The 20,056-nt window shown below is 39.6% G+C and carries 18 protein-coding genes; all 18 read right to left on the bottom strand.

The genetic code is table 11. The annotated features are described in order from the left end of the window. Nucleotides 1-168: 168 nt before the first annotated feature. Nucleotides 169-1,026, bottom strand: a complete 858-nt coding sequence (gene ispE / locus FFM62_RS02565; RefSeq protein ID WP_115470703.1) for a 4-(cytidine 5'-diphospho)-2-C-methyl-D-erythritol kinase — start codon at nucleotides 1,024-1,026, stop codon at nucleotides 169-171. Nucleotides 1,027-1,354: 328 nt separating this feature from the next. Next, the gene (locus FFM62_RS02560; protein WP_115470702.1) at nucleotides 1,355-2,551 is read right to left on the bottom strand and encodes an MDR family MFS transporter; all 1,197 of its coding nucleotides are present in this window, start codon (nucleotides 2,549-2,551) and stop codon (nucleotides 1,355-1,357) included. 177 nt (nucleotides 2,552-2,728) lie between these two features. Beyond that, nucleotides 2,729-4,144, bottom strand: a complete 1,416-nt coding sequence (gene dnaB / locus FFM62_RS02555) for a replicative DNA helicase (RefSeq protein WP_115470701.1) — start codon at nucleotides 4,142-4,144, stop codon at nucleotides 2,729-2,731. Nucleotides 4,145-4,263: 119 nt separating this feature from the next. Continuing rightward, nucleotides 4,264-4,716: a 50S ribosomal protein L9 gene (gene rplI / locus FFM62_RS02550; protein ID WP_115470700.1), complete on the bottom strand. Its 453-nt coding sequence runs from the start codon at nucleotides 4,714-4,716 to the stop codon at nucleotides 4,264-4,266. A 20-nt stretch (nucleotides 4,717-4,736) separates the two neighbouring features. Next, nucleotides 4,737-6,752, bottom strand: a complete 2,016-nt coding sequence (locus FFM62_RS02545; protein WP_371851232.1) for a DHH family phosphoesterase — start codon at nucleotides 6,750-6,752, stop codon at nucleotides 4,737-4,739. Nucleotides 6,753-6,876: 124 nt separating this feature from the next. Then, the gene (locus FFM62_RS02540; RefSeq protein WP_115470698.1) at nucleotides 6,877-7,830 is read right to left on the bottom strand and encodes an ABC transporter ATP-binding protein; all 954 of its coding nucleotides are present in this window, start codon (nucleotides 7,828-7,830) and stop codon (nucleotides 6,877-6,879) included. Then, nucleotides 7,830-8,933: an ABC transporter ATP-binding protein gene (locus FFM62_RS02535; RefSeq protein ID WP_075269029.1), complete on the bottom strand. Its 1,104-nt coding sequence runs from the start codon at nucleotides 8,931-8,933 to the stop codon at nucleotides 7,830-7,832. Before FFM62_RS02535 ends, FFM62_RS02540 begins: the two co-directional genes overlap by 1 nt. Before the next feature lie 17 nt (nucleotides 8,934-8,950). Continuing rightward, the gene (locus FFM62_RS02530) at nucleotides 8,951-9,982 is read right to left on the bottom strand and encodes an ABC transporter permease (protein ID WP_115470697.1); all 1,032 of its coding nucleotides are present in this window, start codon (nucleotides 9,980-9,982) and stop codon (nucleotides 8,951-8,953) included. A gap of 14 nt (nucleotides 9,983-9,996) precedes the next feature. Then, complete coding sequence (locus tag FFM62_RS02525; protein ID WP_115470696.1) at nucleotides 9,997-10,917, bottom strand: ABC transporter permease; 921 nt, start codon at nucleotides 10,915-10,917, stop codon at nucleotides 9,997-9,999. Between the two features lie 386 nt (nucleotides 10,918-11,303). Then, complete coding sequence (locus FFM62_RS02520; protein ID WP_115470695.1) at nucleotides 11,304-12,920, bottom strand: peptide ABC transporter substrate-binding protein; 1,617 nt, start codon at nucleotides 12,918-12,920, stop codon at nucleotides 11,304-11,306. Nucleotides 12,921-13,338: 418 nt separating this feature from the next. After that, nucleotides 13,339-13,995, bottom strand: coding sequence for an amino acid ABC transporter permease (locus tag FFM62_RS02515; protein ID WP_075269022.1), 657 nt, complete (start codon nucleotides 13,993-13,995; stop codon nucleotides 13,339-13,341). After that, on the bottom strand, nucleotides 13,992-14,645 hold the full coding sequence (locus tag FFM62_RS02510) for an amino acid ABC transporter permease (RefSeq protein WP_115470694.1): 654 nt from the start codon (nucleotides 14,643-14,645) through the stop codon (nucleotides 13,992-13,994). The genes FFM62_RS02515 and FFM62_RS02510 overlap by 4 nt, the downstream gene beginning before the upstream one ends. Further along, complete coding sequence (locus FFM62_RS02505) at nucleotides 14,645-15,490, bottom strand: glutamate ABC transporter substrate-binding protein (protein ID WP_174855236.1); 846 nt, start codon at nucleotides 15,488-15,490, stop codon at nucleotides 14,645-14,647. The genes FFM62_RS02510 and FFM62_RS02505 overlap by 1 nt, the downstream gene beginning before the upstream one ends. An 11-nt stretch (nucleotides 15,491-15,501) precedes the next feature. Continuing rightward, complete coding sequence (locus tag FFM62_RS02500; RefSeq protein ID WP_075269020.1) at nucleotides 15,502-16,236, bottom strand: amino acid ABC transporter ATP-binding protein; 735 nt, start codon at nucleotides 16,234-16,236, stop codon at nucleotides 15,502-15,504. A 176-nt stretch (nucleotides 16,237-16,412) separates the two neighbouring features. Further along, nucleotides 16,413-17,207, bottom strand: coding sequence for a DUF6681 family protein (locus tag FFM62_RS02495; RefSeq protein ID WP_115470693.1), 795 nt, complete (start codon nucleotides 17,205-17,207; stop codon nucleotides 16,413-16,415). Continuing rightward, nucleotides 17,207-17,680: a hypothetical protein gene (locus FFM62_RS02490; RefSeq protein WP_115470692.1), complete on the bottom strand. Its 474-nt coding sequence runs from the start codon at nucleotides 17,678-17,680 to the stop codon at nucleotides 17,207-17,209. Before FFM62_RS02490 ends, FFM62_RS02495 begins: the two co-directional genes overlap by 1 nt. Nucleotides 17,681-17,686: 6 nt before the next feature. After that, nucleotides 17,687-18,262, bottom strand: coding sequence for an AAA family ATPase (locus tag FFM62_RS02485; RefSeq protein ID WP_115470691.1), 576 nt, complete (start codon nucleotides 18,260-18,262; stop codon nucleotides 17,687-17,689). A gap of 353 nt (nucleotides 18,263-18,615) precedes the next feature. Next, the gene (gene pepV / locus FFM62_RS02480) at nucleotides 18,616-20,034 is read right to left on the bottom strand and encodes a dipeptidase PepV (protein WP_115470690.1); all 1,419 of its coding nucleotides are present in this window, start codon (nucleotides 20,032-20,034) and stop codon (nucleotides 18,616-18,618) included. Between the last annotated feature and the right edge of the window lie 22 nt (nucleotides 20,035-20,056).

The following is a 20,056-nucleotide window of genomic DNA, read 5'->3' as shown; positions in this document are numbered from 1 at the left end:
TTTTTATAAAAGCTTACTCATATCGTTCGTCAATCACGAACTACATATTAAATATAATGGGTAATGTTCAAAAAGTAAATAGTTTTGTTCGTTTTTAATACAAATAAAAGCAAAGAAACAAGTTAAAATGATTAAAACACGAACTTTACTTCTTTGCTATTAAAAATCTTAATTTACTAACCGAACCAAATAGGTTTCCGACACAAAACCTCTGACGGCATTATAGATGCGTTTTGCACGTGATGCCTTTTCAGAAATTGCAAATACGGTTGGCCCCGTTCCTGACATTTGTGCTGCATCAGCACCAAAATCATACATCTTTTGTTTCAAACGTAGTATTTCTGGATATTTTGTACCAGTAATAGATTCAAGGACATTAAACATTTTGCAATATGCCGACTGGAAATCACCAGCATTGACTGCTGACATTAGCCCAATCATATCCCCATGCTGCATATTAGCATAGTCTACCAGCTTTAAAATTTTAGGCGTCGAAACGCTAATACCTGGTTTAGAAACGATCACCCATAAAGGTGGCAACGCCTGAGTCAGGGGTTCAACAACCTCACCACGTCCGCGAACACGAGCCGGACGAGAATAGACACAGAAAGGTACATCGGCATCAATCTGCAATCCCAACACTGCTAACTTATCTTCAGTGTAATTAAGTTGCCAAATACGATTTAATCCCCGCAAAACCGCCGCGGCATCCGAAGAGCCACCACCCAGTCCTGCAGCGACCGGTACACGCTTCATGATATGTATTTCGATTCCCTCATCTTTACCGGCTATCGTGCGCATCAAACGCGCTGCTTGGTACGCTAAATTTTTTTCATTAAGTGGTAATAAACCACTCGTTGATTCAACAACAATATTCTGATGATCAGTCGTGGTACGAATTGTCACCGTATCAGCTAGGTCGATGGCCACCATTAACATGTCCCATTCTTGTTCACCATTTTTATGAATAAACGGGGTATCAAGGCTAATATTTAACTTTGCATAGGCTTGCTCTAATACTTCCATCGTGGCCAAGTCCTTTCATAGATTATTCTAATTATAGCAAGTTGACATTAATTGCGAAACAAAGTTAGTTAAATAATAATCATTGGATTAAAAAAAGAGAGCGAGACAAAAGTCGCTTTGAAGCCGGTTTGTAACTTGATTTGCGTCATTCTTGGCCAGAGCAAAGCGAAGGACCAGAATGACACAAATCACGTTACATTGAGGCTTCAGACTTTTGGAACGCGTTTATACTGTAAAATTTATGCCCTTATAATCAATGCATTTTTAACACGAAAAGGTTGGAACCGTTATTTTGTTCCAACCTCTTTATGATTAAAATGGATTAATTTTAACTTTCCTCATATCGAACCGTATGACGATAACCCAATACAATACTTAGCAAAACACCAACAAATGCCACAAAGGTCAATGCAGCAGCTGCATAAAACAAAGTACTATAGCCCTGTTGTTGAATAATAAAACCACCTGCTAAGGGACCAACTGCCCTACCTACAGAGGGAGCAGCCGCCGATAACCCTTGATAACGTCCTTTCAAAGATAACGGTGTTAGTTCATTAACTAATGCCGGAATCATCGGAAAGGCTGTCGCTTCACCAATAGTCGTAATCACCATTACTAGCGCAAAACCAGTAAAGTGACGACTAAATGGCAATACTAGAAATGACAAACCAAACATGATAATTCCCACAAATATTTGAACAAACATCGAGCGTCGATTAGCTGATAAGTTCAGTGCATTCATACCTAATTGAATTACCGCAATCAAAGCCCCGTTGATCGTCCAAAGCATTGAATATTGCCAAAGTGGTAATTTCAACACACTATTCATATACACTGATAGATTTCCCTGCCACTGGGCATATGAAATCCACAAAACAACAAGTCCCAAGATACTAGAGTAAACAAGGAGTAAGTTCCATTTTGGTAAAGTAACCTTGCTCGTCTGCTGCTCGCGTTTATAACTGCCCAAATTAATGCGAAACTTGCTATGTACAATAAAAAATAATACAACGTAAAGTATGAGTGCTAATACAAACAGCCATGTAATACCAAACGGATAAATTGGCCCAACTAACGCTGTTGAGAAGACCATTCCGAAATTACTCATAAAGTAAAGCATATTAAACACAAAGCGCCCATCATGCGAACGGACTTGTGTACCGTAGGCGTTAATGGAAGCTGTTAACCAGCCACCAAAAAAACCGACTAACGTCAAAATGATTGCATATGTTGGCCAACCATGCCAAAGAATAAACGCAATTTGTAGAATAATCATCGTGATCACACCAAACTGAATGAGTCGATAAGGTTTAAACTGATCAAACAGTCGCCCACTAATGATCGAACCAATCGCTTGCCCAACAGCATTAGCCATCATGACCCAACCAATCGTTACCAACGTTTGATAAAGTTCATTATATAAATAAACGGACGTTAATGGCCAAATAAAACCAAACGCAAAACTATTAATAAAACTCGCTGCTAATAACCAGCGTAACGACATTCCTTTTCCAACACTTTGCATCATAAACCTCTTTTTACCTACTCACATAAATAGCGAGACTGGGACAAAATGTCCTAGCCTCGCTTTGCTTAAATCTCATTATTATTTGATTAATTTTAAGCTGCAATCTATGTTAAAAAACTCTTCCTACATCGTAACGAACTTTACAATATACCTGAGCTTTTTGTTTCTTTTTCTTTAGCCGAATCCACCCGGCTCTTCATTATGAAAATCAATATTCGAAAACTTATTATATGACTTAACAAATAATAACCGGGCAGTTCCACGAGCTCCCGAACGATTCTTTTCTAAAATGACTTCAATTTCACCAATGTCTTGTTGTTCTTCATCACGAGGATCGTTTTGATTATCTGTATCATCGTTAGACTTTTCATAATAATCTTCACGATACAAGAAAGCAACAATATCCGCATCTTGCTCAATTGATCCAGATTCACGAATATCCGACAACATTGGTCGCTTGTCTTGACGCTGCTCAACACTACGCGAAAGTTGTGATAATGCAATGATTGGTACGTTCATCTCCATCGCCATCATCTTAATCGCACGTGAAATTGCTGAGACCTCCTGCTGACGTCCTTCATTACTTGTACCTTCAATTAGTTGCAAATAATCAATAATCACTAAACCTAAGCGACCTTCACGTTTATACAGGCGCCGTAACTTCGACCTGATTTCTGTTACCTTAATACCAGGTGTATCATCAATATAAATATTTGTTCGCGCCAGTGACCCTGTTGCCACCGCTAATGAATTCCATTCCTCAGGTTCCAACTGTCCAGTTCGCATATGCTGCGAATTAATATTTCCCTCCGCCGCTAACATACGATTAACTAAAGACGTATCTGGCATTTCCAACGAAAATATAACAACTGGTAGTGTCGGGTCAGCAACCGCTACCTTTTGAGCAATGTTCAATACAAATGCCGTTTTACCAACGGCAGGACGGGCAGCAATAATGACCATTTCACCATCATGAAAACCAGTCGTTAAATTATCGAGTGCCGGAAAACCTGAAGCTAACCCCGTAACAGTTTCATCAGTACGTGAATTTTGTTCAATTTGTTCAAAAGACTTATTAACAACGTCGGCGATATTCTTAAAGTCAGCACTCTTTTCACCACCATTAATTAAATCCAACTTTGTTGACAAGTCCGCAACTGCATCATCGACCGAATCACTACCCTCATAAGTTTGGGTCAAACTGTCCTGTAGGGTATCGATCATATTACGCCGTACTGAACGCTCACGCACGATTCTAGCATAATACAAAGCATTACCAGCAACCGGCACACTTGATGCTAACTCAGTTAGGTAGGCCATGCCACCCACATTCTCAACCTGATTATCTTTATCTAATTCATCAGTGATGGTTAAGATATCGATTGCTCTCTGTGTCTCATCCAGCGCTAAGATAGCTGAATAAATTAAACGATGCGCTGTCCGATAAAAATCATTAGGCTCAAGAATTGTCATAATATCCGCCAATAAATCTTGGGGATCTGTTGCCAACAGAATTGAACCCAGCACAGCTTGCTCTGCTTCAGCATCTTGTGGCACACGTAATGGTGCACCTTCATTTTGATCAGCCATGTGAACATAACCTCCTTCCAAAATAGTCTACTGTTCATTGTACCAAATAACTAACAATTAAAAAATAGAGACATAACCGTATCATTTTACCGTTAAATCTCTATTTAATGCCTATTTAATTATTGTTCATCAGTATGCACGCGAATGTTTGCTTCAACATCGCGATGTAACTTGACCTTCACATTACGATAACCTAGCGCACGAATAGGCTCTTTCATATCCATCTTACGCTTATCGATCTTAATCCCAAATTGATCAAGTAAAGCTGCGACAATTTGCTTTGAAGAAACCGCTCCAAACAAACGACCATCGGTACCTGCTTTTGCTTTTAGCTCAACGACCGTCTTGTCATCCTCTAACTTATTCTTCAGGGCAATGGCTTCAGCTTTCTCTTCGGCAGCTTCACGGTCAGCGGCTTTCTTTTTACCACGTAAGGCAGAAACATTCGTATTCGTTGCTGGCTTAGCCTTTTTATTTTTAATCAAAAAGTTATTGGCATAACCATCAGGAACATTCTTTACTTCACCTTTTTTACCGCGACCTTTTACATCTTCTAAGAAAATAACTTTCATTGTTTCATACCCTCTTCTTACTAATTTTCTTGCTCATCATCATCTTTGTTGATTTCGGCTAACAGTAACTCATAAACTTCCTCAGTAGACGTATCTTTAACCTGAGTTGCCGCATTACTTAGATGACCACCACCACCCATGGCTTCCATAACTAGTTGGACACTAACGATTCCGGTTGAACGGGCTGAGACAGCCACAGTGTCATTGTCACGTCTGGTAATAACATATGATGACGTCACCCCAATCATTTGTAGCAATGAATCTGCCGCTTGTGCAGCGACAACTGAATCGTATTGTATATCATCTTCACCAACCGCAATTGCTACTGAACCATGAATTTTGGCCCGCTCAATGAGATGGGCTCGATTACGATATGAATCGACTGTTTCTTTCATAAAGTCCTGCAACAAATTACCATCAGCACCGACGGCACGCAAGTAACTGGCTGCATCAAATGTACGAGTACCAGAACGTAGTGTAAATGACTTCGTATCAATTTGAATACCGGCCAACATTGCTGTTGCTTCCAACCTACGCAATCCTTGTGCGCGTCTTGGTTGATATTCAAATAATTCAGTCACTAACTCAGAAGTTGATGAAGCATACGATTCCACATAAACCAATTGTGGTTCCTCTGGGAATTCTTCACCACGTCGATGATGGTCAATAATTACTACCCGATCTTTTAAGGCTTCATAGACCTCTTGCGACTCTGACAACGATGGCTTTGAATGATCAACAAGTACTAACAAACTTTGATCGGTCATTTGTGTCAAAACTTCATTTGGTGTTAATAGTGCATTCTCATCAGCAACATCTTCAGACATTTGTTCAAGCAACAAACCAATATCTGAATGTTCTCGACCGGTCTCTTCGTAAACTACCCACGCTGGTTTTCCCAACATTTCGGCTAATCTGCGAACACCTAGTGCACCACCAAATGAATCCATGTCCGGACGCTTGTGACCCATCACAAAGACTTGATCGGCTTGATCAAACAAATCAGCCAATGCTTGTGAAATAACACGCGCACGAACACGCGTTCTTTTAGCCATTGGATTTGTATTACCACCATAGAATCTTGCGGAACCGGTCGATGATTTAACAACGACCTGGTCACCACCACGACCTAATGCCAAGTCTAAGTTTGCTTGCGCATTTTCAGCTAATGTATCAATTGCCATTTCATTATAAGCAATACCAATACTCAACGTAATCTGAGCATTTTGCACAGATGTTGATTCACGAATCACTTTTAATAAATTGAATTTATCATTTTCAGCTTTTTCTAAAGCCGAGCGATAACCAATCAGTAAGTACCGATCAACCGACAAACGCCGTGCGTAAATCTCGTGATCTGTCATCCAGTCCGATAAAGTTTTCGTGACATAAGTACGTAAAGTCGATGCCTCGGCATCACTCATTCCCTCAGTCACCTCATCATAATTGTCTAGTGAGACAATTCCTAAAAACAATTTATGATCTTCAAAATCTGCTGTTACTTGTGCCGCAGTCGTGCGATCCATTAAATAGACCGCATTCAATTCTGGTTGTACTTGTAATTGAAATACGTGCCCTAACCACTCTAATTCAGTCACACGCTTTTCCTCATCCGGCCAAAGACTAACGATCTCAGCCAATTGTTCAGAAACTTGTTGCAAGTCACTACCAACAATTGCTTCATTACCTAATAATTGCTGAATATATGGGTTGACCCATTCAATTTCACCTTCGTCAGTACAAAGGATAACCCCTAAAGGCATTTGAATAATTGATTCTTGTTCACCACGATTAATACGATAAGATAAATTTTCAATATAATGCGTTGTCTGTTCACTTAATCCTTGAAGTGTTTTAAAAATAACGATTAATGCAATGATGACTAGTATCAACCAAATAATACCTACAATCCAATTAACGAACCAAGCTAAAATTGTCCCCACGATTGCAATAAATGATACTAAGGCTGCCAAGCCACCAAGGCGTTGATTTTTAAAGAATGTCGGTAACGCCGTAAATTTTCTCACCCGTCTCACCTAGCCTATTCTTTTATTTGTATCGTATCATTATACCATAAACACACATATCCATAAAATCAGCCCCTTTGTATACAGAAAAACGTACATCAAGTTAAAACTCAATGTACGTTTTTTTACATTTTTAATCAATTAAACCAAATTCACGGGCACATTCTTGATAACCGGCAATTTCATCTTCACCAGCCCAAACAAAATGCTGTGGTGCAATTTCGACCATCTGACGATCACGACCATCTAATTCATCGGTTGGATCATACTCGATTGGCACACGTTGCTCTTCAACACTTGGATCTGGTACCGGAATCGAACTTAGTAATGAGCGCGTATAGTCATGTAATGGATGATTATATACTTCATCAGCACTACCGATTTCGACCATTTTTCCCCAGTGCATAACACCGATTCGGTCAGAAATGTATTTCACCATCGACAAATCGTGGGCAATGAATAAGTAAGTCAATCCCTGCTTTTGTTGTAATTCTTTCAACAAATTAACCACTTGAGCTTGAATAGAAACATCCAATGCCGAAATAGGTTCATCAGCAATAATAAACTTAGGACGCACAGCTAATGCACGCGCAATACCAATACGTTGACGCTGTCCACCAGAGAACTCATGTGGATAACGACTAGAATGATCACGATTCAAGCCAACTGTTTCCAATAAGTCTTCAACCTGCTTTGAACGATCAGCATCGTTCTTAGCCAAGTGGTTAACATCAATGCCTTCCGCAACAATATCCTTCACCTTCATACGCAAATCAAGTGATGCTTGCGGATCTTGGAAAATCATCTGAACGGCTTGATGGAACTTGCTTAACTTACCGCGCTTTTTTAATTTGGCCAGGTCTTCACCTTCAAACAAGATTTTACCATTAGTTGGTTCATACAATTTCATAATTGCCCGACCAATAGTTGTCTTTCCTGAACCTGATTCACCAACCAAGCCAAATGTTTCACCTTCATAAATATCAAATGAAGCATTTTGAACCGCTTTAGTTTCATTAGACTTACCTTCATTAAAAGTAATATCTAATCCTTGCAGTTCAACTAATTTTTTACGTTCATCGGCCATTACTTGCCACCTCCATTTCCAAGAACAGCAGCATTGTCGACAGCAACGGCCTTTGAACGATCCGCTTCTGGATGCTCAGCTTGGAAGCGTGCCCAACGTTTTTGCACCTCTAGAGGTGGTTCAACTTCAGGTGCACGTTCGTCTAATAGCCATGTCGCAGCGTAATGCGTCTGTGATAACTTAAAGAATGGTGGTTTAACCTTTTCATCAGCAGCAATTGCATAACGGTTACGTGCAGCAAAGGCATCCCCAACTGGTGGATTCAACAAATCTGGTGGCGTACCTGGAATAGCCTCCAACTTACCACGTTCTGTCTTAGTCGTTGGCATTGAATTCAACAAGCCCCAAGTATAAGGATGTTGTGGGAAGTTGAACACTTCATCAACTTTACCAATTTCAATTATTTCACCAGCGTACATAACCGCAACACGATCAGCCATGCCGGCAACCACACCCAAGTCGTGGGTAATAAAGATAATTGAACTGTCTGATTGTTCTTGAATGTCCTTCATCAAACGCAAAATTTGGGCTTGAATCGTTACATCCAATGCAGTTGTTGGCTCATCGGCAATCAGAATTTCTGGATTGTCAATTAGAGCAATCGCAATCACAATACGCTGACGCATTCCACCAGAAAACTGGTGTGGATAATCATTAATATGAGCGGCGGCATTTGGAATACCAACCAGTTTCATCATTTCCAAGGCCTTATCCCAAGCCTTTTTCTTACTATAATGTTGATGCTTGATTAATGGTTCAGCAATTTGTTGACCAATCTTCATGGTGGGGTCCAACGACGTCATTGGGTCTTGGAAAATCATTGCAATCTCTGAACCACGAATTTTTTGCATTTGTGCTTCAGACTTACCAATAATTTCCTCGCCTTTAAATGTAATTGATCCTTTTTCAACACGTGCATTTTTAGCTAACAAGCCCATTAAAGAACGAGTCGTCACTGATTTACCAGATCCAGACTCACCCACTATCGCTAATGTTTCACCTTTGTACAAATCAAATGAAACGTCGCGAATGGCTTGAACACTTCCATTATAAGTATTGAAATTAATTTTAAGGTCATCAACCTCAAGAATTTTCTCTGCCATATCTCTACTCACTTCCATTAATCCTTTGTACGTGGATCAAACGCATCACGTAATCCATCACCTAATAAGTTAAACGCAATCATAATAATACCCAAAATTACAGCTGGAATAACTAACTGGTATGGATAGAATTGCATTGCTTTTTGTCCATCGTTTAACAACGTACCCAATGAGGCCATTGGCACTGGAATTCCTAGTCCAATAAATGAAAGCAATGCCTCAAAGAAGATTGCTGATGGAATCGTAAACATTAGTTGCACAATAATTGTTGAACTAAGGTTTGGTACCAAGTGTCGTAATCCAATCCGCCACGTTGAAGAACCAAGTGTTCGTGCTGCCAAAATGTAATCTTGCTCCTTGGCCGTCAATACTTGGGCACGTACGAGTCGGGCCATCGACGTCCATGAAGTTAAGGCAATTCCTAATGAAATTGACAACATTCCTGGCTTCATAATCAAAATCAAAAGCACGAACACAACTAAGTTAGGAATAGAAGAAACAATTTCAATAATACGTTGCATGACGATATCGGTTTTACCCCCACGCCAACCGGAGATGATTCCATACGTCACACCAAACACCAAATCCATTAAGGTGGCAATTAGCGCAACTTCTAATGAAATACGTGTACCGTACAACACACGCTTGAAAATATCACGACCAAATTGATCAGTACCGAACCAATAGTTTTTCTTGTCAGAAACACCTGCAGATTCATATTGGTCAATTTTTGTGCCGTCTAACTTACCTTCACCAGTGAAACCAGGGACTTCACCTAACACACCGGGGAGACGAGCTGGTAGATTTTGTACTGTGACGTCTTGTCGAGCAGTCACTTTTGAATTAGCAATTGGTGTCGAGGCAAAGGCAACGACGAATACAAAAGCTAGCACCCAAAGTGAAATAAAAGCACCTTTGTTTTTCTTTAAGCGACGCCAAGCATCTTTCAAAAAACTAACTGAAGGTTTTAGAATTTTATCACTATCAGTTTGACGATCTGCGGGAAGCAATTGAAAATCATCTGCTGTTAATTTTACTTTTTCAGACATTAGCTACTCCTTCCTTATTCAGCCAAACGAATTCGTGGATCAATGATACCGTACAAGATATCAGTTAATAGCAACACAACCATCAACATCATTGAGTAGACAATTGTCGTTCCCATGATGATTTGGTAATCATTAGTCAAAATTGAATCAACGAATTGGCTACCAATTCCAGGAATCGAGAAGATGTTCTCGACAACAATTGATCCAGTTAACAGATTAACTGCCATTGGTCCAATCAATGTAACTAATGGAATCAATGAATTACGCAAAGCGTGCTTCCAAATGATCTCGTTCTTTGACAATCCCTTTGCACGTGCTAATTCAATGTAATCCGAGCCCAACACATCGACCATTTCGGTACGAATGAAACGTGCTGAGGTTGCCAAAGGACTCATTCCCAAGGCAATCGTTGGTAGTATCGTCGCTGCAAAGCCTTTCCAGCCAGCGATTGGTAACCAACCTAACTTCAAACCAATCCAGTATTGCAACAAAGCCGCAAACACGAATGAAGGGATTGAGATACCCAACACTGCTAGAACTGAAAGGAACGTATCAGTTTTCGTGTTACGACGAACTGCTGCAGCAGCTCCCAAACCAGTACCTGCGATCAAACCAAAGACTAATGCTTGTAATCCAAGTTGTGCAGATGGGCCAAGACGTTGCCCTACCAAAGTTGACACTTCTTGATTTGCAAACTGGAATGAAACCCCAAAATCAAAGTGCAATGCGTCCCATAGATAGGTCACATATTGTACGATAACTGGTTTATCCAATCCATACTGTGATTCAATCATTTTTTGTTGGCTAGCAGATAAACGCTCTGCGTTTGCCAGCGGTGATCCTGGCATCAGTTTCATTAAGAAAAATGTCGCTGAAATAATCAAGACCAAAGTTAACACAATAATTGCTAACCGTTTAATAATATATTTGAACATGGCCATGCCTTCCCTATTTTAGTTCTACTCATAATATGCTAGAAAGTCATTGCGTAAACAACCATACTCTCATATCTCATAGCTATTAATTAGATGTTTTTAATTTTACCAGAGGTTTCATAAATGTTAAAGAGTTTGTTATAAAACCTCACATAAACATTTAATCTTGTCATAAAATGCAACTGCTTACATTACGAGAATATTCGCAAGTATCTGCTATTTACCTAAATTTAATCGACTTTAGTAAATACCTATCAAAAAATGAAAGTTTTTTTATTTAAATTTACTTTTTCACAAATTTAGTGATAAAAAATGAGAGAGCCAGACAAATACCTTTGCCACACTCTCTCAATTCTTTAACGTTGTTTGATTAATTAAAAATCAAATTACTTCTTGTATGCCCACTTCCAGTCAAATGGTGCACCAACAGTATTTGAAACAACACCCTTAACCTTTGTGTTTAATAGTGATGGCTTCGCTTGATAGTAAGTAGGTGCAACAGCAGCATCTTCCTGTAGAAGCTTTTCAGCCTTGGCGTAATCTGCATAACGCTTTGATTCATCGTTAACATCAGTCGTCTTAGCAGCCTTCATTGTATTATCATAATCGGCATTCTTCCAGCTACCATTATTAAATGATGAATCTGAAGTATACAAGTCTAAGAAGGTTGATGGATCAGCATAATCTGCACCCCAAATCGTGTTAACCATATCGAACTTCTTATCATCTGATAATGAAATACGTTGCTTGAATGGGACTGTCTTAATCGTTACCTTCAAACCTGGTAGTTTCTCCATTTGTGATTGGATAAATTGAGCGGCACGCTTGGCACCATCAGTATCATCAGTCAAGTATTGTAGCGTAACCTTTTTCTTACCAGACTCCTTTAGGCCTTGCTTCCAAAGCTTCTTAGCTTCCTTCAAGTCATAACCAACAGCCTTTTTATCACTAGCAACCTTGGCAAAGTCCTTGCCAATGTCAGGATACTTAGCTAACTTGGTTGAAGTAAATGAAGTTGCAGGTGTTCCTGTACCACCCAAAACCTTTGAAGCCATCGTCTTACGATCAATTGACTTTGACAAAGCCTTACGGATATTCTTATTATCCAACGGTTTCTTATGCTCGTTGAATTCGATGTATGCTGTTGAAGCTTGAGCGATAACAGTGTAGTCCTTCTTGTTCTTTGAGGCCTTATATTGGTCAGGAGAAAGCGCTGTATAGTCAGCCTTCTTTGACTTATAGAGGTTGTAACCAGTATTTTGGTCCTTGATAGTTTGAATGTTGATCTTTGGTGACTTTACAGTCTTAGCATCCCAATACTTTGAATTCTTAACCAAAGAGAACTTATTATTTGAACCAGTCCAGCCCTTCATTGTATAAGGTCCGTTAGAAATCGTGTACTTAGCAGCAGTACCATACTTCTTACCAACCTTGTCCACAAACTTCTTGTTTTGTGGTTCAAAAGTAGCCATCGTCAATACTGACTCAAGTTGTGGCATTGGACGATCAAGCGTTACTTCCAACGTATGATCATCAACTGCTTTAACCCCTAGATCTGTAACTGGCTTGTCACCATCTTGCACAGCATCAGCATTTTTAATACCTGAGTACAAGTAAGCGTATTGTGAAGCTGTCTTTGGATCATTGGTACGTTGCCAACCATAAACATAATCGTCAGCAGTCACATCATCACCATTAGACCACTTCATATCACGCAAATGGTACGTTAAAGTTAACCCATCGTCTGACTTATCAACAGATGTTGCACCGGCTAATTTTGGTTCACCCGTCTTATCCATACGATACAAACCTTCACCGATTGCTTGTAAATAGTTAAAATCAATCGCTGCCGTTGTCTTTGAAGGGTCCATCGTTCCAACATTGGCACTTTCAGTCCAATTAATCGTCTTATACTTTGCAGCACTAGCTGTAACCGGCACGACCGTCGATCCTAGAATAACTGCACCCGACAACAATGCACTAATCTTTAATGTCTTATTCATATTTTCCCCATTCCTTAACCACATTCATATTACGTGATAACTTTTTCATAATCATATAATAAACCGATTTTATAGTCAACGATTTTTTTAAGTTCATTTTAATGAAGCTTTGGATTTTCATCATTGTTGTTAATTTCATCACTGATATGACAACATCATGACGTTCGGATGGCTACAACGTACTCTCATAATCCGTTCATTTTATCAGGTCATCGTTTTCTCATTTTTTCAATAAAAAAAGTGATTGGGACAAATGAATGTCTCAATCACTTTGTGCTAAAAATGTTTTAATTACAAGGCTATAAATTTTATAGCATAAACGCGTTCCAAAAGTCTGAAGCCTCAATGTAACGCGAACAACGTTACACACCGACTTCAAAGCGACTTTTGTCTCGCTCTCTTTGTATTAATGACAACTCTAGGCCGTCATACGACGATCTAATAGGTCACCAATCTTTGAAATAATAAAGTTCAAGATAAAGTAAATCACTGCCAATGCACAGAACATTGAAATGATTGCACTTGGTTCTTGTGCGTACACAATTTGGGCACGATAAGTAACCTCCGGCAACATAATAATGGTTGCTAGTGATGTATCCTTAATCAAAGAAACAAATTGTGAAACGATCGGTGGAATCATCTTCTTATATGCTTGTGGCAAAATAATGTGCCACAAAGCTTGTTTGAAGTTTAATCCATTTGACAAGGCACCTTCGAGCTGTCCCTTAGGAACTGCCAAAATACCTGAACGAATAATCTCAGCCAACATTGCTGACTCAAAAATCGTCAAGGCGAAGATAGTTGACGTGACAACACCAAAGTGAATACCAACCTTTGGCAAAGCAAAATAGGTGAAAAAGATAATTAATAGTAATGGTAAATTACGAATTAAGTCGATAATAAATCCCACAATTTGTGAAAAGTAAGGAATTTTTACATATCTAATCACACCCAACACTGATCCAATAATGAAACTCAAGACAATTGAGACTACCGCAACTTGGATAGTCACACCTAGCCCCATCATCAAGAAGCGCATATTCACCCACGAAAATGCTGAAAAGAATCCACTCATGCGCGACCTCCATTCTTTTCAAGTCTGTTTTCCAAATAACGCATATAATAACTCATTGGCATTGTTAGGATAAGATAGAATATACCAACAATGATAAATGGACCAAATGTATCAAATGTCGTTTGTGAAATCTGATTTGCTTGGTACATCAAATCCAGCCCGGCAACGAATGCAAGCACTGATGAGTTTTTAATCAAATTAATAAATTGATTACCTAGTGGTGGAATAACCAACTTAAAAGCCTGTGGTAGAACAATGTAACGCATTGCTTGCCACCAAGAAAGACCGTTTGACATCGCCCCTTCTAGTTGGCCCTTTGGCACTGCATTAATACCTGCTCGAACCGTTTCAGCAATAAAAGCTGAAGTATATAACGTTAAACCAAACGTTCCGGCCGCAAAACCACTAATTTTAATAATGTTAGCAATAACAACGTAGAAAAACATCGTAATAACCAACAATGGAATATTTCTAACAACTTCAATATAGATACGACCGATAATATTAGCTAGCTTGTTCGGAATAACTTCTAGTAGTGCGAAAGCTGTTCCTAAAATAAGCGAACCAATCAGCGCTAGAACTGATGAAGCAATTGTCCAGCCGAATCCCGTCAAAAATTCACTAGCATGTGATTGAAATAGTGAGATCATTATTTAGCCAACTCCTTCCAATCCATTCCCTTAATGTTACCGAACCATTTCTGGACCATCTTAGCATAAGTACCGTCTGACTTAATATCCTTAATTGCCTTATTCACGGCTTTGACTAACTTAGGATTTTTCTTTTGCATCGCCACACCGTAAGGCTCATTAGTGAAGGTACCACCACGAACTTCTAAGTTTTTAGAACCAGCAACCATACCATATAAAATACCATTATCAGTCGTTAACGCATCACCTTGACCTGCCTTTAAAGCAGTTAATGCCGTTGCGTAATCTTGCAACCCAACAACTTTAGCCTTTGGCGCAAAGTCTTTAATTTCATCAATTGAAGTCGAACCTTGCACAGCCAACACACGGGCCTTAGGTGTATTCAATTCCTTCACATTATGGTACTTGCTTGAACTTTTAACCATAATTGACTGCCCAGCATCAAAATAAGGGTCTGAAAAATCAACAACTTTTTGTCGGTCTGGTGTAACAGACATCGTCGCAATAATAGCATCGATGTTACCGTTTAGCAGCATAGGTACACGCGTACCAGAAGTAATCTGCGTATACTCGACTTTTGCATCAGGATTGATACGCTTCGTAACTTCCTTGGCCATATCAACATCAAATCCTTCAAGCTTACCCGACTTGATATTCATTAGCCCCATCAATTTCGTATCGCCCTTGACACCCCAGTTCATACGATCAGTTTTCATCACCCGATCATATGTCTCATTTTTAACGTTGTCTGCGTGAATGACTGTTTCTCCGGTTGCCCCAGCAAACAAGGCGACTGCAGCAGCTGCAAGAACTGTCTTCATAACAACTTGAAATCTACTTTTCATGTTGCGCCTCCTTAACGAATAATTTGCGATAGGAATTCCCGTGCACGTGGCTCCTTTGGGTTAGAGAAAAACTCTTTAGTTGGTGAATCTTCAAGGATTTTCCCTTTATCCATGAAAATAACACGGTCGGCAACTTCCTTAGCGAAGCCCATTTCGTGAGTCACAACTAAAGTCGTCATTGATGAATCACCCACAATATCTTGAATAATTTGCAAGACACCAGTAATCATCTCAGGATCCAAAGCCGATGTTGGCTCATCAAATAGCAATGCTTTTGGCTTCATTGCTAATGAACGCGCAATTGCAATACGTTGTTGTTGTCCACCAGACAGAGCTGATGGTGACTTTTCAGCTTGGTCAGCTAAGCCAACACGGTCAAGCAACTCCATGGCAACTTTCTTATTTTCTTCTTCATCACGATGCAACACTAACCGTGGTGCTAACATGATATTTTCTAAAACTGATTTGTTTGCATACAAATTAAAATGTTGGAAAACCATCCCCACATTCTTTCTCGTACGGTTCATATCTGTCTTAGGATTAGCTAAATCCTGCCCATTTACAATTAATTGTCCGCCCTGAACTGGTTCCAAACCATTAATCGTACGAATCAATGTTGATTTTCCTGAACCTGAAGGTCCAATCAAAACAACCGTTTCCCCAGCTTCTACCTTTAAATTGATATCCGTCAACGCATGAAAATCACCATAAAACTTGTTGACATCTTTGAATTCGATCATCGACATAGTGGTTCCTCCTTATGGATAATTTACCTTAAAAAATTATCCCGTATATAAAAATAACCCGCCGCGATTTTATTCGTGACGGGTCGCTAATTTAATAATAATCTGAGTTTATCTTAATTGTCAAACATATTGTTAAGTTTGTTGACATGAAGAAATAATCAATTATGTGCGATTATCTATTTTTTTGTATATGCTAACTCAACTGCTAACTCGTAAGGTTTTTCGACAGGCATTAAATCATGACGACCACGGGACTTCCCTGGTCCACCAGTCACGACAACAGATGCAATATATAAATTGTATGATTCTAATGCTAAGTCAACTGGTTGCAAACCAACTGTTTGAATCCGCGCCAAACGTGACGCCAACATTTCATTCATCCCACCATAAATCGACAAACCACCACGTTCTTCTTCCAATCGGAAGTAAGGTAATGGCGTACCTGGATGGTTAGCAAAAATAGTTTGTTGACCAGTAGCTAGAAAAGCTAACTGTTCTTTCTCTGATAAGCCACCATAATTTTCACTAATCAGGCCACCTTCACGTAATTGATCAACAACTTTATTTAGCTCGGCAGCCATATCATCATCTGAAACGGCAGTTGCTGGTAAAACTTGTTGTTTGTCATAAAGACCACTGGCTGGCACATAAGGCATTGCCTGACTGTCCGTTGTTTTCGCTGCTTGTGGGCCACCCAAAACTTTCTCAAGTTTTGGCGAAATATCCCACTTCACTGTTTTCTGCGTGTAATAGTAAACGATATTTAAAACGACACAATAAAGAATAAACAAAAATCCTAACGCTAGTAACACACCCCGTAAGTAGGCACCGTTTTGAATATGCCGTACCGCTAGATATAAAATATAAAAATTACCAACACCGGCTAGGATCGTATACATCTGCCCCTTCCAACGAGCATTGACGTTGAAGAAACCAAGATAATGATTAAGTAAATCTAATATCGATAACATTAATTAGTTCCTCCTTGTGCCGCATTGTCATTGGTTGCATTTCCGGTCGTATTATTATTTGTCCCAGCTGTATTATCATCAGTAGTATTGCCAGTCGTATTATTTGTATCGGTATCATTATTGGTTGCATCATCAGTTGTCCCATCCGTTGTGGTATCCGTAGACGCCTCATCAGTTGATTGACTTGAGTTGCTTGCTGATGATTTCGATGCCGAACTAACCGATGTATCATCGGCAACTGAATCTTCATCAGTCACATCCGATTCATTTGAAACACTAGCGGAATCATCTGACGAGCTAACCGAAGACTTAACACTTGATGATGAAACCATACTACTAGATACTGATGATGACTTTGCGGCACCATTGGAAGAATTTGTAGAAACATTAACGACTGCATTACCAGCACTAACTGCTAAAATAATTGATACTAACGCAACTGGTGTCATAAATGGTGGTGTTCGATATGCCATAAGATGTTACTCCTCCTCCAGGTCAAAAACTAAGGCCTGCTTAACAATATTGTCAATTTTTTCTTTTGTACTTAACCAATCATCATTAACAACAACGTGCGCAATTCCTTGTAAAGGTTCGGGTAATTGCACATCACGTTGGTATTCTTCACTTGCCATCCGTCGACGAGTTTCTTCTAAATTATCGCCTCGTTTTGATAGTCTACCCAAAAGTTCATCAGTTTTTGTGACGGTCAAAAAGATAACGACTGCCGCATCCCCCAATTTTTCTGAATAGGTTTTTGCACCAGCGGTATCGAGAACAATACTAATTAATGGACTCTTTTCCCAAGCACGTTCAAGGCCTTCATATGATGACCCATAACGATAATTGGCATACGCAACACTTTCTAAATAATGATTATTCTCAAAAGACTGTTCGGTTTCAAAATAGTAGTCAATTTGGTCAATTTCACCTTCTCGGGGTGGTCTCGTTGTGTGTGTGATCACCTTGGGCATTTCATAAAACTCATTTAAATAATTGGCAACGGTCGTTTTACCAGTTCCCGTATTACCTGTCAGAACGAAAACTTTTCGATTCATAACTCTTTCTACTCTCTTTTTTTTACTGTTATTAGTATACTGCCTAATCCTTAAGGTTCCCTAACATTTTAATAATAACTTGTTTTCAATATTAGGTTACTATAGTTTCGTTAATCAGTCATAGTAAAGGTCGCAAAATATAGCGTTCTTTGCGTTATTTTTAACTATGGAAAAACAGAGGACAGGGATGGTGTGACGTTAGTAACACCATCCCTGTCCTGCACCACACTACCTGATTGTCATGGCAGTGTTTTTAGCGTCTATGTTACGTAATTGTAACACGTTTTTATTGAAAATGAAAAAAAGTTAGCGATATCTCTTCGCTAACTTTTAACAATTATTTGATTTTAAAACTATTCCACATTTGATAATTCGTACATTGCTTGACCAAAAATAGCCATGGCACGTGTCAAATCAGCAACTGGATAGAACTCATCAGCTTGATGCATTGTATCAGGCGTACCTTCAAACATCGCACCAAAGGCGACACCACGCTTTAGTAAGCGACCAAATGTACCACCACCGATAACTTGTTCATCAGCTGGCAAGCCAGTATGCTCACGATAAACTTGTAACAACGTTTGTACAAGTGGATCATTACCAGGTACATAATGTGGCACTTGTGCATGACCTTCTTGCTTAGCGACTGCATCAAATCCAACAGGTAATGACTGTGCAACATGCTTTTCAATTTCATCGGCCGTTGTATTTTGTGGGTAACGGAAGTTTGCGTTAACAAAACCATCTTGCCCATCAGTAAAGCGTTGGATTCCCACATTCATCGACAAATCATGCATTAATTCATCATGTTTCTTAGCACCAATCTTTTCAGCAACCGTGTCATCGTGTAATTTAGTCCCCAAGAATGTCAAGAAGCCTTGTGCATTACCACCAAAGTCTTGGTCTTGTAGGAAATTAGCCAAGTAAGTTCCGGCATTTTCACCTGTTTCAGGCATCGCACCATGAACTTGCTTACCATAGAAGGTAACAGCTACCTGGTTCCCATCAACTGTTGCTCCACCCTTAACTCGAGTTTCAGCATCTAAGTAAGCTTGCATAGCAGCTACTAAAGCGTCGGCATCGGCTGTTTCGACCGTTGCTTTCGCTACACCAGGTACCATGTTTGGTCGTTGACCAGCAGTAAATGAAAGTAGCTTCAATGAACCACCTTGGGTACCATCAAAACGTGTTACAACTGAGACATTTCCTTTTTCACCGTTAATAATTGGGAACTCAGCATCTGGTGAGAATCCCATCGTTGGTTCACCATACTCAGCGAAGAATTCATCCATACCAGTCCAGTCAGATTCTTCATCAATTCCAACTACCAAGACTAATTTACGGTTCAACTTTAGTCCAAGTTCCTTGATCATCTTCAACGCATAATAAGCTGCGAATGTTGGTCCTTTATCATCAGATGCACCACGGGCATATAGGCGACCATCTTCAACAACTGGTGTCCAAGGGTCTTTTGTCCAGCCATCACCTTCTGGCATAACATCCAAGTGACCAATAATAGCAACTGTTTCCTCAGCATCTTCAGGCCCTAACTCAGCATAAGCAACCAAATCCTTATAGTTACCCACACGGAAACCATCACGCTTAGCAAACTCTTCAAACTTCAACAATGCTTCTTTAGGACCTGGTCCCAAAGGTGCATCAGTTGTTGCCGCTTCATCATCACGAACCGACTTGATTGCTAACATTTCTTTTAAATCTTTTAGTAAATCATCTTCATATTTCAACGCTTCAGCACGCCATTGTTTTGTCATTATTTAACTCCTCCACGATTAA

The organism is Weissella thailandensis (genome assembly GCF_005405465.1).
Classification (GTDB): Bacteria; Bacillota; Bacilli; order Lactobacillales; family Lactobacillaceae; genus Weissella; species Weissella thailandensis.
The sequence above is the reverse complement of the archived record's forward strand: the minus strand, read 5'-3'. Positions and strand labels throughout refer to the sequence as shown.

Excerpts from the sequence above, each read along its gene's own strand:
- rplI (WP_115470700.1), bottom strand. The coding sequence starts at position 4,716 with ATGAAAGTTATTTTCTTAGAAGATGTAAAAGGTCGCGGTAAAAAAGGT.
- FFM62_RS02520 (WP_115470695.1), bottom strand. The coding sequence starts at position 12,920 with ATGAATAAGACATTAAAGATTAGTGCATTGTTGTCGGGTGCAGTTATT.
- ispE (WP_115470703.1), bottom strand. The coding sequence starts at position 1,026 with ATGGAAGTATTAGAGCAAGCCTATGCAAAGTTAAATATTAGCCTTGAT.
- FFM62_RS02500 (WP_075269020.1), bottom strand. The coding sequence starts at position 16,236 with ATGTCGATGATCGAATTCAAAGATGTCAACAAGTTTTATGGTGATTTT.
- dnaB (WP_115470701.1), bottom strand. The coding sequence starts at position 4,144 with ATGGCTGATCAAAATGAAGGTGCACCATTACGTGTGCCACAAGATGCT.
- FFM62_RS02490 (WP_115470692.1), bottom strand. The coding sequence starts at position 17,680 with ATGGCATATCGAACACCACCATTTATGACACCAGTTGCGTTAGTATCA.
- FFM62_RS02505 (WP_174855236.1), bottom strand. The coding sequence starts at position 15,490 with ATGAAAAGTAGATTTCAAGTTGTTATGAAGACAGTTCTTGCAGCTGCT.
- FFM62_RS02510 (WP_115470694.1), bottom strand. The coding sequence starts at position 14,645 with ATGATCTCACTATTTCAATCACATGCTAGTGAATTTTTGACGGGATTC.
- FFM62_RS02535 (WP_075269029.1), bottom strand. The coding sequence starts at position 8,933 with ATGGCAGAGAAAATTCTTGAGGTTGATGACCTTAAAATTAATTTCAAT.
- FFM62_RS02530 (WP_115470697.1), bottom strand. The coding sequence starts at position 9,982 with ATGTCTGAAAAAGTAAAATTAACAGCAGATGATTTTCAATTGCTTCCC.
- FFM62_RS02540 (WP_115470698.1), bottom strand. The coding sequence starts at position 7,830 with ATGGCCGATGAACGTAAAAAATTAGTTGAACTGCAAGGATTAGATATT.
- FFM62_RS02525 (WP_115470696.1), bottom strand. The coding sequence starts at position 10,917 with ATGTTCAAATATATTATTAAACGGTTAGCAATTATTGTGTTAACTTTG.
- FFM62_RS02515 (WP_075269022.1), bottom strand. The coding sequence starts at position 13,995 with ATGAGTGGATTCTTTTCAGCATTTTCGTGGGTGAATATGCGCTTCTTG.
- FFM62_RS02485 (WP_115470691.1), bottom strand. The coding sequence starts at position 18,262 with ATGAATCGAAAAGTTTTCGTTCTGACAGGTAATACGGGAACTGGTAAA.
- FFM62_RS02560 (WP_115470702.1), bottom strand. The coding sequence starts at position 2,551 with ATGCAAAGTGTTGGAAAAGGAATGTCGTTACGCTGGTTATTAGCAGCG.
- FFM62_RS02495 (WP_115470693.1), bottom strand. The coding sequence starts at position 17,207 with ATGTTATCGATATTAGATTTACTTAATCATTATCTTGGTTTCTTCAAC.
- pepV (WP_115470690.1), bottom strand. The coding sequence starts at position 20,034 with ATGACAAAACAATGGCGTGCTGAAGCGTTGAAATATGAAGATGATTTA.